12 protein-coding genes are annotated in these 13,195 nt (G+C 51.7%); 10 read left to right on the top strand and 2 right to left on the bottom strand.

From position 1 onward, the window contains the following. The first annotated feature begins 21 nt into the window (after positions 1-21). The 10 genes from ACFVVF_RS05590 to ACFVVF_RS05545 all read left to right on the top strand — a co-directional run bounded on the left by ACFVVF_RS05590 (position 22) and on the right by ACFVVF_RS05545 (position 11,326). Entirely contained in the window at positions 22-792 is a 771-nt protein-coding gene (locus ACFVVF_RS05590; protein ID WP_387806186.1) for a hypothetical protein, read from the top strand. 17 nt (positions 793-809) lie between these two features. After that, positions 810-3,686 (top strand): ATP-dependent DNA helicase DinG, encoded by a 2,877-nt coding sequence (gene dinG / locus ACFVVF_RS05585; protein ID WP_387806183.1) that lies wholly within the window; start codon positions 810-812, stop codon positions 3,684-3,686. Continuing rightward, complete coding sequence (locus tag ACFVVF_RS05580; protein ID WP_387806180.1) at positions 3,683-4,339, top strand: redox-sensing transcriptional repressor Rex; 657 nt, start codon at positions 3,683-3,685, stop codon at positions 4,337-4,339. The genes dinG and ACFVVF_RS05580 overlap by 4 nt, the downstream gene beginning before the upstream one ends. Then, positions 4,320-5,627: an amidohydrolase gene (locus ACFVVF_RS05575; protein WP_387806178.1), complete on the top strand. Its 1,308-nt coding sequence runs from the start codon at positions 4,320-4,322 to the stop codon at positions 5,625-5,627. Before ACFVVF_RS05580 ends, ACFVVF_RS05575 begins: the two co-directional genes overlap by 20 nt. After that, the gene (locus tag ACFVVF_RS05570; RefSeq protein ID WP_387806176.1) at positions 5,628-6,218 is read left to right on the top strand and encodes a cell wall elongation regulator TseB-like domain-containing protein; all 591 of its coding nucleotides are present in this window, start codon (positions 5,628-5,630) and stop codon (positions 6,216-6,218) included. A gap of 118 nt (positions 6,219-6,336) precedes the next feature. Continuing rightward, complete coding sequence (locus ACFVVF_RS05565; protein ID WP_387806174.1) at positions 6,337-6,882, top strand: hypothetical protein; 546 nt, start codon at positions 6,337-6,339, stop codon at positions 6,880-6,882. Then, positions 6,875-8,371, top strand: a complete 1,497-nt coding sequence (locus tag ACFVVF_RS05560) for an AAA family ATPase (RefSeq protein WP_387806171.1) — start codon at positions 6,875-6,877, stop codon at positions 8,369-8,371. The genes ACFVVF_RS05565 and ACFVVF_RS05560 overlap by 8 nt, the downstream gene beginning before the upstream one ends. 171 nt (positions 8,372-8,542) lie before the next feature. After that, positions 8,543-9,418 carry a 3-hydroxyacyl-CoA dehydrogenase family protein gene (locus ACFVVF_RS05555; RefSeq protein WP_387806169.1) on the top strand — a complete coding sequence of 292 codons (876 nt, stop codon included), beginning with the start codon at positions 8,543-8,545 and terminating at the stop codon, positions 9,416-9,418. Next, positions 9,418-10,623, top strand: coding sequence for an acetate/propionate family kinase (locus ACFVVF_RS05550; RefSeq protein WP_387808845.1), 1,206 nt, complete (start codon positions 9,418-9,420; stop codon positions 10,621-10,623). Before ACFVVF_RS05555 ends, ACFVVF_RS05550 begins: the two co-directional genes overlap by 1 nt. A gap of 22 nt (positions 10,624-10,645) precedes the next feature. Then, the gene (locus tag ACFVVF_RS05545; RefSeq protein ID WP_387806166.1) at positions 10,646-11,326 is read left to right on the top strand and encodes a DnaD domain-containing protein; all 681 of its coding nucleotides are present in this window, start codon (positions 10,646-10,648) and stop codon (positions 11,324-11,326) included. Between the two features lie 42 nt (positions 11,327-11,368). Here ACFVVF_RS05545 and ACFVVF_RS05540 read toward each other — a convergent pair whose 3' ends face one another. Together ACFVVF_RS05540 and mtnB are read right to left on the bottom strand one after the other, a co-directional pair. Next, positions 11,369-12,355 (bottom strand): MerR family transcriptional regulator, encoded by a 987-nt coding sequence (locus ACFVVF_RS05540; protein WP_387806164.1) that lies wholly within the window; start codon positions 12,353-12,355, stop codon positions 11,369-11,371. 144 nt (positions 12,356-12,499) lie between these two features. Further along, positions 12,500-13,150 carry a methylthioribulose 1-phosphate dehydratase gene (gene mtnB / locus ACFVVF_RS05535; protein WP_387806161.1) on the bottom strand — a complete coding sequence of 217 codons (651 nt, stop codon included), beginning with the start codon at positions 13,148-13,150 and terminating at the stop codon, positions 12,500-12,502. Between the last annotated feature and the right edge of the window lie 45 nt (positions 13,151-13,195).

Here is a 13,195-nt window from a genome sequence, read left to right as displayed (position 1 = left end):
TGGTGAAGGCGGGATGCGACCATGTTCCAACATCTATTCGATACGATGAACGAAATGCTTGATCAGCTCATTTGTAATTATCCGACAGCCGAAGGCGCGCAAAAGCTCCAGTATGACGAACAAATTCAGCTGCTGAAGCAGATGAGTGATTCGCTGGTGGAGCAATGGATCGATTTCGAGGAGAAGCTTTCCGGTTTGATGGAATGGGATCAGAATACGGCAGAAGCAGGCGTGATGGCTGCTTCTGCTGCACCTTCGGCGATGGCGGTATTCGCACAGCCGCTTGCCGTCGCCACTGTTGAAGCTGGCGCCGCCGCTCCCGAGACAGGGAATGCGAATGACCAGCAATTGTATGATGCGGAGTTGAATATGGAGGTTCCGTATGAAACGGCGGAGCTGCTCTCCAAAGGACAGGGCTATTATAAACTTTTTATGTTTACCAACGCGGCAGCGCAATTTCAAACAGCGGTCAGTCAAATCCCGGAATGCAATTTGGCACGCTTGTTCCTTGCAATGACTTACATGCATCTTCAAGAATGGAGCGAAGCGCAGCGGCATTTCCAGCTGTTAGTTGCGTTAACGGACTATCCCAAATGGCGTGCTTTAGGCTATAATGCCCTTGGGTGCATTCAAGCGGTTCATATGAATTTGGAGCATGCGGAGCAGTTTTTTCTGAAGGCTCATGAGACATGCCCAAGCTTTAAGGATTCGCTTGCCAACTTGAAATGTTGTAAAGAAACGCCGCAGCAATTGTCTTTGTTTTTTGGAAGCACCGAGCTTTGCTGCTTGTGAGGAGATCGGTCATTACAATGAAATATGCAGTATTGGATCTGGAAACGACAGGGCACAGCATAAGCGATGAGATTCTGCAGGTCGGACTCGTCATTGTCAATGACGAGCTCGACATTGTAGACAGCTTCAATTCATTCGTGCGCCCTACTATCGAAATACCGGCTTTTATAACACAGCTAACCGGTATTGATGCCGGGCTTGTAGCCGATGCGCCGGAACTGGACGAAGTTCTGATGCAATTGATACCTTATTTGGACGATGCGGTATTGGTCGCCCATAACGTTAACTTTGACGCAGGCTTTCTTAATCAGGCACTGGACCGCTGCGGCTATCACACGTTTACCGGCCGCAGATTGGACACCATCGAACTGCTTCGCATTTTATATCCTTCCATAACAACGTACCAGCTAGGTGCGGTTTCTGAACTGTTTGGCATCACGCATGACCAGCATCACCGTGCTGACAGCGATGCGATGGCCACGGCAAAGCTATTCGCCGAATCGGTCCGGAAACTGCGCCAATTGCCGCTGCTTACTTTGCAGCGGCTATCTTTTCTTGTGGACAACGGCTCCGATTTGAGCTGGTTCCTTGCCTTGACTCTTCAGCAGGCCGAGCAGCAATCCGCTATTGATTTGAATGCGTATCAATATTTCAATCAGTTTGCGATGAAAGCGGGAGAATGGACGGAGGAGCAGCCTGCTCGTGCCGATTCCATTGAAGACGCGCTTAGCGATATGTCGTTCAAGCAATATTTGGACAGCATTAAGCAGCGTTTTATCGAGAAATTCCCCAACTACGAAGAGCGTGAAGCGCAAACGACGATGTTCCGCGAAGTATTCGATTCCCTGCAAGCCGATCGTCACTTGCTGATCGAAGCAGGCACCGGAACAGGCAAATCATTGGGCTATTTGATTCCTTCTCTCTACTACGGAGTTAAGGAAGAGAAGAAGATCGTCGTCAGCACGCATACGATTAACCTGCAGGAACAGCTTCGTCATCGCGATATTCCTTTGCTAAAGGATGTATTGCCGTTTGAATTCCGTGCATCCATCTTCAAGGGGCGGGGCAATTATTTGTGTCTGCGCAAATTTGAAAGTAAAATTAATGCAAAGGATATGGTTGCTCCCGTCGATGATGCCATTACTGCATCGCAAATGGTTGTATGGCTTGGAGAGACGGAAACCGGCGATCAGGAAGAGCTTAATTTCGGCGGCAAAGGCGCTGATTTCTGGTCAACGGTTGCAAGCGACGCCGATTCCTGCCTGAATCGGGCTTGTCCATGGTTCAAACGCTGTTATTATCATCGCGCCAAGCATGAGGCTAACATTGCAGATGTGTGCATAACGAACCACTCCATGCTGTTTACAGACGTGCAGGCCGATCACCGCTTGCTGCCGACTTATAATCATCTGATCATTGACGAAGCCCATCATGTCGAGGAAGTGGCAAGCAAGCACTTGGGTATGCAGATCAATTATTTTTCGCTGTCCCATACGACGACACGTTTGTTCAAAGACGCGCGGACCGGGCTGCTGCCTACATTGCGTCATCGTCTGCAGCAGGAGGGCCATGAGTATTCCGAATCTTGGGTGGAGACAATCGATACAATTATTCCGGTGTTCAGCGAAATTAAAGAGCATTGGGAGAAGCTGTTCGAGCTGATGTACAGCTTTGTCGGCACATCTGTAGAGGGAAATTCGGAGAATGGCCAATCCTCTGTCTGCCGTCTGCGCAGCGAAAGCATGCCTTCAGGATGGGAGGATGCGGTTACGGTTGAGGGCAACGTATCTTCAGAGATTAGCCGCGTCATTCGCTTGGCCGAGAAAATGGGCTCCAACATCAAAGATAAAATCGACGATACCGGCATTCAAGGCCTTGTCACCGATTTGAACGGCGCTTTGCGTGATTTGACACGGATTAAAGATGATTTGAAGCAATTTATGAAGATCGATCAATCGACCGATGTCTTCTGGATTGAAGCAAGCGCACAGTACCGCTACAGATCGGTTCAATTGTACGCGGTGCCGATTGATGTGAGCCGTCAGCTCCAGCAATATTTCTTTAACGTTAAAGATAGCATTGTCATGACCTCGGCCACTTTATCCGTGCAGAAATCGTTCCAGTATGCGGAAGAGCAGCTGGGTCTGGAAGGCTTTGAAGCGAGCAACCGGCTCAAAACAGTGCAATTGCCGTCGCCGTTCAACTACCGGCAGCAGGCGCTGGTCATGATTCCGCGCAATTTCCCGACGATGAAAGGCGCTTCCGGCGATCCTCAATTCGTCTCCATGCTTGTGCAGTCGCTAGCGGAGACCGCGAGTGAAACGAATGGCAGAATGCTCGTACTGTTCACTTCGTACCGGATGCTCAAGCAGACCTACGAGCCGTTGAAAGAGGCATTGGCCGGGAAAGGCATTCAAGTGATCGGGCAAGGCATTGACAGCGGCAACCGGACCAAGCTGACGCGGAGATTCACGCAGCAGCCGCAATCGGTGCTGCTCGGCACGAGCAGCTTCTGGGAGGGCGTAGATATCCCTGGGGATGCGCTTACTTGTCTTGCAATCGTCAGATTGCCGTTCCAGCCGCCGAATCATCCTCTGGTGGAGGCGAAATCGGAGCTGCTGCAGAAGCAAAAGCAGAATCCGTTCATGAAGCTGTCCATTCCGCAAGCGGTCATTCGTTTCAAGCAGGGCTTCGGCCGGCTTGTACGCACGGCAAATGACAAAGGCATCGTCATTTTATATGATACGAGAGTCATCGACACGTATTACGGCAAGCATTTTCTCTATTCGCTGCCCGGTCCGAAAATCGAAACGATGCATACAGATTTGATGGTACCGAGAATTCGGGAATGGCTTGCTGGATCCCAAGCTGAGATGGAAGGAGCGAGCAAATGAAGCAGACGAAAATATCGGAAGCGGTCGTTCGAAGGCTGCCGATCTATTTGCAGGTGCTGAAGGAGCTTCAGCACCGGGAGATCCAAACGATTTCCTCGCAGGATCTTGGCCTGAAGCTCGATTTGAATCCTGCGCAAATTCGTAAGGATTTAGCTTACTTCGGCGATTTCGGGCGCAAGGGCATCGGTTATGACGTTTCTTATCTAATGGACAAAATCAATCAAATTTTGAAGCTGGATCAAGTGATCAATGTCGCACTTGTCGGAGCGGGAAATTTAGGCCATGCCCTGTGCAATTATAATAAATATTCGAAAGACAACATGAAGATCGTCGCCGTCTTTGACGCCCATCCGAGCAAGATTGGAAGCCAAATCAACAATTTATCAGTGCTTCCGATGGATGCGCTAAAGGCGACGGTCAAGCAGCTTGGCATTCGCATCGGCATCATTACAGTGCCGGCTTTCGAAGCCCAAAACGTCGCCAACCTGTTTGTAGAGGCTGGCGTTGAAGGCATTTTGAACTTTGCTCCCGCTATTCTAAGGGTACCGGATGAAGTTCGGATTCATCATGCCGATTTCACGCAAGAGCTGCTGAGCCTTGCTTATTATTTGGAACGAGAGAGGAACGGGATCGATGAGTCAAATTTGGATTGATAACGGATTGTTTATTCCGATGAATGATAACGCCTTGCAATTTCGCGGTCACATGGTCGTAACGGATGACCGGATTTCCTATATTGGAGCAGAAACTCCAAATCCGGCTGAGCTGTCCCCGGATGCAGAGCGGATCGACGGCAGCAAGCTTGCCTTCATGCCGGGCCTTATTAACACGCATGGCCATGCAGCGATGACGCTGCTGCGCGGCTTCTCCGACGACCAGAACCTGCAGGTGTGGCTGGAGCAAAAGATGTGGCCGATGGAAGCTAAATATGTCGACAAAGATACTCGTGCGGGAAGCGCGCTTGCCATTGTCGAGATGCTGAAGAACGGAACGACGGCTTTCGTCGATATGTACGACCGGATGGATCAGGTTGCGCAAATGGTAGAACAATCTGGTATTCGCGGCGTCTTGACGCGAGGCGTTATCGGCCTGTGTCCAGAAGATGTGCAGCAGGCAAAGCTGGCAGAAGCAATCGCGTTCGCACGCGACTGGAACGGCAAGGCTGACGGCCGCATTACGACGATGATCTCGCCGCATGCTCCGTACACATGCCCTCCAGATTATATCGAGAAATTTGTTCAAGCTGCGCATGACTATGATCTTCCGCTGCATACACATATGTCGGAGACGATTGCGGAAGTGGAGCAAAATGTTCGAGATTACGGCTTGCGTCCGGTTGAGCACTTGGACAAGCTAGGCTTCTTCTCCCGGCCATCGCTTGTCGCGCATGCTGTCCACTTGACGGATGATGAGATCGCTTTGCTTGCAGAACGCAGCGTTGCAGTCTCCCATAATCCTGTAAGCAACTTGAAGCTTGCAAGCGGTGTGGCGCGCGTTCCCGAGCTTCTTCGCGCAGGTGTAACGGTATCGCTTGGTACGGATAGCGTGGCAAGCAACAACAATCTGGATTTGTTCAAAGAGATCAAGTTCGCTGCGTTGCTTCATAAAGGCGTAAGCGGAGATCCGACGGTCATTCCGGCGATCGAGGCTTTGCGCATGGGTACGGTGTACGGCGCGAAATCGATCTGGCAGGAAGGTCAGCTTGGCGCTTTGACTGAAGGCATGAAAGCGGATTTCATCGCTATCGATTTAGAGCAGCCGCATTTCTACCCGCAGACCGACATCGTATCTCACCTCGTATACAGCGGCTCCGGACGTGATGTGAAGCATGTCTGGGTGGATGGACGTCAGGTCGTTAAGAATGGCCAGTGCACACAGCTGGATGAGGAGAAAATTCGTTACGAGGCGGCAGCCAGCTTTGAACGGCTGCTGAATGGATAGATGAGAGCGGTCACGAAAAAACGCAAGCCGCTCATGTCGGCTAAGCGATGGGTAACCCTCTCTATTTTGCTCCTACTTGCTCTGCTTGCGGCGATATTTATTTACTATCGTTCGGTCCAGCTTCCGTACTGGTCGCAAGAAGCTTCGATCCGCAAAGAGGCAGTCGAAGCTGCTGAGCTGAAGACTGTGACAAAAGCAACGAAGCATGTATGGGATCGTGCGTATTGGGTCATCGAAGGAACTGACGAAACCGATACAGAGGTATACGTGTGGATGGCAGTCCCGGAAAAAACAGAGAATGAGGCCAGTAATGTTGCAGCAGATGGCTCAGTAAAAGCAGATGCAGCACCGCCGATTATTATTAAAACCTCAGAGGCGGCAAACAAAGATTCGATAAGAGAAAGCTTTTTGCAAGCCAAGCCGGATGCTGATATCAAGCGGATGCAGCCGGGTATGCTGAATGGCGAACCCGTGTGGGAGATTTATTTTTCCCGTGAAGAGCATACAACGAAATACTACTATGAATTTTACCGTTTCCGCGACGGTTCATTCATAACGGAATACCGATTGCCAGCGCGAATTGCCGCCTAGCAGGGTCTGTTTCCTGTTTTTACACCCCCTGATTAACGCTAAACTATGATATACTTCCGTATAGCAGAGATGATATACGCGCCGTATAACATATAGCGTTTGGAAGGGGGATTTTTCATTGTTGCACAAAATTAAAATGATTCCCGTATTGCTGACTGCCGCGGCTACTGCCCTTGTCTTGTTTGGCGGATGGCTGCTCTATAATAAAGTTGCGCTGGAGGCTCCGCTCGACAAAGCGGTTCAAGGCGTACCTGGCATTGAATCGGCGAAAGCGCCAGTTATCGAACGAGACCGCGTGTCGATCTCGCTGACGCTGAAACCGGATGCCAGTCTGAAGCAGGTATATGATGCCATTCAGGAGAATGGGAAAGACGTAATTGGCAGCAAAGAGCTGAAGCTGAATATAGATAATGCGAAATCGAGCGATAAGCTGGACAATCTGTGGTCGACTGTTCTGTTTGATGTCGCGCAAGCGATGGAGACGAAGGCCTATTCCGATATTCCGAAAGCGATGGACCGGCTTTCTCAGGAGCATGCCGGCATAACGACAAATACGGAGATGGATGACAATAACGTCTATGTTACGATTATGGACGGCACTAACCGCAAATATGTCGTATTGCCGCGTACGCCAGTGATGCTGGAGGTGTCCGCACATGCGTAAATATTGGCTGGAGATTGTTATCGGTTTTGTGCCTGTACTGCTGGTATTCTTGATCGTAGCAGGCGTCAATGTGATGCCGTTCCTGCTGCTCGCCGCTTTGGCGGCGGGCGTTGCTTTTGCTTACAGAGGCAGAGGCAGGATGGCAGCCGCACAAGGCGGCAAGCAAAGGATGGATCTGTCGAAGTCCACAATGAGCTTCGAACAAATCGGCGGACAAGAGCGTGCCAAATCGGAGCTGATTGAGGCGCTGGATTTTCTGGTTAAGCATGAGGAGATTAAGAAGCTGGGCATTCGTCCGATGAAGGGCATATTGCTGACGGGCCCTCCCGGAACAGGCAAGACGCTGCTGGCGAAAGCGGCTGCTGCTTATACGGATTCGATCTACTTAGCCGCTTCCGGCAGTGAGTTTGTTGAGATGTATGTGGGTGTCGGCGCCGGCCGTATCCGTGACATGTTCAAGGAAGCGCGTCAAAAGGCGAAAAAAGCCGGCAAAAGCAGCGCCGTTATTTTTATCGATGAGATCGACGTCATTGGCGGAAAACGTGACGGCGGGCAGCATCGTGAATATGACCAGACGCTTAATCAGCTGCTGACGGAAATGGACGGCATTCGTTCCGACGAAGCGCCGCGTATTTTAATTATTGCCGCGACGAACCGCAAGGAAATGCTCGACAGCGCCTTGCTTCGTCCGGGCCGCTTCGACCGTCATATCGGCGTCGAGCTGCCGGATAAGAAAGGCCGTCTGCATATCCTGAATCTGCATGCTGCGAACAAGCCGCTGGACCCTGAGCTTAACTTGGAACGAATTGCTTCCGAATCATTTGGTTTCTCGGGCGCGCAGCTTGAGAGCGTCATGAATGAGGGCGCAATTTATGCGATGCGCGAAGACAGCACGTTTATTAACGAGCAGCACTTGGCGATGGCGATCGATAAAGTCATGATGGGCGAGAAGACGGACCGCGAGGCGACGAAGGAAGAAAGAGAGCGCGTCGCCCTGCATGAGCTGGGACATGCCATTGCAGCAGAGCTTGTACGGCCGGGCAGCGTCTCGCAGGTGGCATTGTCGCCGCGCGGACAGGCGCTAGGCTATGTGCGCCATAACCCGCAGCAGGATAAATATTTGTATACGCGGGAGTTTTTGGACAGCCAAATTATGATTGCGCTTGGCGGGGCAGCTGCTGAAGAGATTTTCTACGGCGGACGAAGCACAGGCTCGCGCAATGATTTCGAGCAGGCAATGGGCATTGTGCGGACGCTTGTGGAATCGGGCTTGACGGAGCTTGGCATTATCGATGCGCAAATGATGACGCCGGAAAGCTGGGCGAAAGTGAATCGTTCAATCTTGGATGATTTGATGGCCCGGACAAAGGAAATGCTAACGGCGAAACGGCAGGTTTTTGTTGATGCGTTAGATGTGGTTATCCGCGAAGAAACGATAAGCGGTGACGATTTCCGGAGCTTGCTCACCAAACTGTCGCAAAGCGCGTAACTATTTTCAACAATTTGAAGGCAGACGCCCCGTCTGCCTTCTTTTTTTACTAAAATTCGTTATAATGAAAGGTGGCATACATATGCCAGGAAAGAAGATGAAGATAAAGGCTACCCCACAGCTGCGGACGAAAGCAGCTGCGAGAGGATAAAGCCAAACAAGGAGAGAACTATGTCAATTAAAAAAGTTGGAGTAATCGGTGCCGGCACAATGGGCCAAGGCATTGCCGAGATGCTCGCATCAAACGGGTTGGATGTTTACCTGATCGAAATATCATCCGAACGATTAATATACGGCAAGGAAATGATCGAACTAAGCTTGGACAAGCAGATCGAGAAATGGGCGCTCACACAAGCGGAGAAAAAGTCCATCTTCAATCGTATCCAGTTTGGCGAGAGCTACGACGGCTTAACGGATTGCGAGCTGGTCATCGAGACCATTACAGAAGACTTGGACAGCAAAAAAGCGGTGTTTGAACAGCTTGACCGCATTTGCGGCCCTGATGTCATTCTGGCCAGCAACACATCAACGCTCAGTTTGACGGAGCTCGCAAGCGTAGCCAGCCGCCCGGAACGGGTCATTGGCTTGCATTTCATATATCCGGTATTCAAGATCAATATGGTTGAGATTGTACGTGGATTGAAAACTTCCGAGGATACGTTTGCCCGTACGAAGTTTTTTGTGGAGAACGTTATTAACAAAAAAGGCGTTATGGTATTTGAGTCACCAGGTTTCGTCACCTCCAGACTGATCTGCCTCTTCATAAATGAAGCGCTTCACGTTCTGGAAGAAGGGGTCGCCTCAGCAGAGGATATCGACAGCGCGATGCGCATCGGTTATTCCTTCCAGCACGGACCGTTCGAAATGGCTGACCGTTTCGGTCTCGATTCGGTGCTGGCAGCGCTTGAGCGCATGTTCCGCGAATACGGCGAGCTGAAATACCGTCCGTCCATCGTGTTGAAGAAGATGGTCCGCGCAGGACATCTTGGCGCTAAATCAGGCGTAGGCTTTTTCAAATATGATAAGGATGGAGACCGACTGCTATGATGAAAGTACTCGTAATTAATGCCGGGAGCTCCTCGTTAAAATATCAGCTGTACAATATGGAAGATGAATCGGTGCTGGCAAGCGGCCGTGTCGAGCGGATCGGGATGGATTCCTCAATCGTGACACATGAGCCAGCTGACGGGCCGGAAGTGCGCACCGTCGATGAAATTCTGGACCATGTTTCCGCGGTGAAAAAAGTGCTGGCTGCGCTTATGCATCCGGAATACGGCGCGCTCAAATCGATGAGTGAGATTCAGGCTGTAGGCCACCGCGTCGTACACGGAGGCGAAGTGTTCAAATCCTCCGTACTCGTTACGAATGAAGTGAAGCTTGAAATCCGCAAGCTGTTCGATCTGGCGCCGCTTCACAATCCTGCTCATATGATGGGGATTCTCGCAGTGGAGACGAATATGCCGAACATCCCGCAGGTCGTAGTCTTCGATACGGCCTTCCATCAGACGATGCCAGAAACGTCTTATCTCTATCCGATTCCGAAGGTGCTGTATCGCCGCCATAAAGTGCGCCGTTACGGCTTCCACGGTACATCGCATCAATATGTAAGCGAGCAAGCGGCTGAGTTTCTCGGCGCTTCGCTTGAATCGCTGAAGATCGTATCCTGCCATATCGGCAACGGCGCAAGCTGCACGGCTATTAAAGACGGCAAGTCATTTGATACGAGCATGGGCATGACGCCGCTTGAAGGCCTGATGATGGGTACTCGGAGCGGTGATCTTGACCCGGCTATCGTCCCTTATGTTATGAACAAGGAAGAGCTGACGCTGAACGAAGTGAATTCCATGCTGAACAAGCATAGCGGTATGCTCGCGATTTCGGGAGTTAGCAGCGACATGCGCGAGGTACAGGAAGCGATAGCGGACGGCGACCGCAACGCTCAGCTTGCATTCGACATGTACACGTATCGCATGCGCAAATATATCGGCGCTTACGCCGCGGCTATGAATGGCATAGATACGCTGATTTTCACTGCCGGTGTAGGCGAGAATTCCGCTGTATTGCGGAAGGCAGTATGCGAAGGCTTAACGTTCCTTGGCATAGAACTGGATGAAACCCGCAACGCGGAACGGAGCAAGCATCCCCGTTATATTTCGACGGACAGCTCGCGTGTCAAGGTGCTGGTCGTTCCGACGAACGAAGAGCTGATCATTGCGCGGGATACGTACCGGATCGTGCAAGCAACAGTATAAGCATAGAGAGGATCTGAGGACAGTGAGCAATGACGATATGTGGAAAGCGTACTCGAGAGGCATGGCTGCCGTCTTGAATGAAGGCGGCATTCATGTGTCGGCGCTTTTGCTGCGTTCCTATCGCCAGTTGGGACTGTCCGATACGGAAGCGATGCTTCTTCTTCAATTAACGCTGTTCAGGGACAATGAGGGGATCGAATTTCCGACACCTGCCCAGCTTGCAGACCGGCTCGGAATTACGGGCCAGAAAGCAGAGCAGCATTTGAGCAAATTGATGAAGGAAGGGTTTCTGGCCATCGACGATCAGATTGATGCGGAGACCGGCATTCAATCCGAGCAATACAACTGGAGCGGCTGGCTGCTGAAGGCAGCGGAATGGGCTGCAGGGGAGAAGCGGGATACGAAACGGGCGGAGCGGAAGACGCCTAAGCGGTCTGCTGATCCGAAAAATCTGTTCTCTGTCTATGAACAGGAATTCGGGCGGCTGTTGTCTCCGATGGAATGCGAGACGATCAGCACTTGGCTTGATCAGGACGGTTATGCAGACGAGCTGATCCGTTTTGCCTTGAAGGAAGCGGTGTTTGCAGGCAAGCTCAATCTGCGCTATATTGACCGGATTTTGTTCGAATGGGGCCGCAATCGCGTGACGAATGTGGACGAAGCGAGAGCCTTCACCCAGAAGTTTAGAGGCGGCCGCAGTTAAGCTGCTGATTCATAGCAATATAGTAAAGCCCTAGCCGATCGGCTAGGGCTTTACTGCGTACAAGAGCATGAGGCCGCCGTCCAATTCCTCCGTAACGATGGAGTAGTGATGCTGCTCCAGCCAGCTGCGAAGCGGGGAGACTGTATCGCAGCGATCGGTTATGGCGAGCCTTCCTGCGGGCAGCAGGACGCGGTCGGCTTCTATAAGGGCAAGGAGCAGCTGGTTAGGCTCCAGATGGCGGAAAGCGAAGCTGGAGGCAATGAAGCGGTACGAGGGGCCAGAGACTGGTAATGAGAGCAGATTGCCGAGTCGGGGCTCTACTGCAGGCAGCCGTGCGCGCAGCACGGCGAGCATCTCCTGTGACTGCTCTACGGCGGTCATAACGGCTCTCTGAGCGGTTAGAAGTGCTGTCAGGTTGCCAGTACCCGCCCCTAGCTCCAAACCCGGCTCCTGGGGTCTGGGATCGAGCCATTCGACAATTTGGAGCAAGGCGTTCTCGTATTGCTCTAGCGTAAGCTCGTTGGTGAGCGCCACAATCGGTGCGTCTTTGCCATGAACGAGAGCCAGCTCATCATAATGCCACCGGTCGCTCCAGGTCATCCGCTCGATCCGGGATTGTTTGAGCTGCAGCGCGTTTGACTCAGCGGCCTCCAGCTCAGGGCCGTCCTGCTGCGACCGCCAGACGGCTATCGCCTTGTCGAGCGACTGCAGCCGCCTTCCTTGCTCGATCCATTCGGTGTACAGCTCGGCCCGCACTTCATCGGCTTGGCGAATAAAACTGCCACCGCCAGCGGGAGCAGTCAATTCCACGTCTATAGCCAAGGCTTCAAGCACTTTGCCGATCGCTGTAACGGGAAGCCCTAGCTCCCGCAGCGCAATAATCCAGCGCAGCTGGACGATGTTATCCTCGCTATAGTCGCGATAGCCGTTTTCTTCTGCTTTTTTCGGCTTCAGCAGCCCCTTTTCCTCATAAAAGCGCAATGCGCGGGGCGTGACGCCAAGCCGTTTGGCCGCTTCATGTACTTTCATTCGTTCCAGCTCACCGCCTTTTCTTTCCTTCACTATATACATTAACGCAGCGTCAAGGTCAATATGGGACTGGACAAAACGCTGCACTGCAGGCAGAACGAGCTCGGCCCCTAACCGCAGAGAAGCGATAGGGGCCGAGTCGTTTTATTTATTGCCTTTAAGAAGCTCGAGGCGGTATACGTATTCAAAGAGGAATTCGAACGATTCCAAGTGGCGCTTCGCTTCGAACGCATTGGCGCCCCAAGCATAAATGCCGTGGTTGCGGAGCAGAATGCCAGGAATCTTCGCATTGAGACGCTCCGTAACTTCCGGAACGATTCGCGGAATTTCTGCGAAGTTGGAGACGATCGGAATGTCGATTTCAGCGTCTTCTTCCCAGATGTTCAACCCTTTAATCAGCTCTACCGCTTTAACCGGAACGGCTTTGCGGTCCCAGAACCATTCGGAGACGATGCTGTTGTAGACGGAATGAATATGGAAAATAGCTCCTGCGCCCGTCAAACGATAGATCTCCGTATGAATCAGCGTTTCGGCCGAAGGACGCAGTGTCGTCGCTTCGACAGGCTTGCCGTCTTGGTCAACGATCAAATAATCCTCTGGCGTATGGACCGTTTTGTCCTTGCCGCTGGCAGTCACGGCAAATTGAAAATCATTTGCCGCATAGTCGCCAACGCGAACGGACAAATTGCCGCTTGTGCCCGGAAACCAGCCGCGTGAAGCGAATAATTCCTTTACGTCGCGCAGCTCCGCGAATGCTTGTTGCTTCTGCTCCAAAGTTACATTTTGATAAGCCATGCTACAGTTACCGTCCTTCCTGAAGTCCAATCCTATGTGAATGCC

This window comes from Paenibacillus sp. NPDC058174, from assembly GCF_042883865.1.
In the GTDB taxonomy this organism is placed as follows: Bacteria; Bacillota; Bacilli; order Paenibacillales; family Paenibacillaceae; genus Pristimantibacillus.
This window is presented reverse-complemented; position numbering and strand designations above follow the sequence as displayed.

Excerpts from the sequence above, each read along its gene's own strand:
- ACFVVF_RS05590 (WP_387806186.1), top strand. The coding sequence starts at position 22 with ATGTTCCAACATCTATTCGATACGATGAACGAAATGCTTGATCAGCTC.
- dinG (WP_387806183.1), top strand. The coding sequence starts at position 810 with ATGAAATATGCAGTATTGGATCTGGAAACGACAGGGCACAGCATAAGC.
- ACFVVF_RS05580 (WP_387806180.1), top strand. The coding sequence starts at position 3,683 with ATGAAGCAGACGAAAATATCGGAAGCGGTCGTTCGAAGGCTGCCGATC.
- ACFVVF_RS05575 (WP_387806178.1), top strand. The coding sequence starts at position 4,320 with ATGAGTCAAATTTGGATTGATAACGGATTGTTTATTCCGATGAATGAT.
- ACFVVF_RS05570 (WP_387806176.1), top strand. The coding sequence starts at position 5,628 with ATGAGAGCGGTCACGAAAAAACGCAAGCCGCTCATGTCGGCTAAGCGA.
- ACFVVF_RS05560 (WP_387806171.1), top strand. The coding sequence starts at position 6,875 with ATGCGTAAATATTGGCTGGAGATTGTTATCGGTTTTGTGCCTGTACTG.
- ACFVVF_RS05555 (WP_387806169.1), top strand. The coding sequence starts at position 8,543 with ATGTCAATTAAAAAAGTTGGAGTAATCGGTGCCGGCACAATGGGCCAA.
- ACFVVF_RS05550 (WP_387808845.1), top strand. The coding sequence starts at position 9,418 with ATGAAAGTACTCGTAATTAATGCCGGGAGCTCCTCGTTAAAATATCAG.
- ACFVVF_RS05540 (WP_387806164.1), bottom strand. The coding sequence starts at position 12,355 with ATGAAAGTACATGAAGCGGCCAAACGGCTTGGCGTCACGCCCCGCGCA.
- mtnB (WP_387806161.1), bottom strand. The coding sequence starts at position 13,150 with ATGGCTTATCAAAATGTAACTTTGGAGCAGAAGCAACAAGCATTCGCG.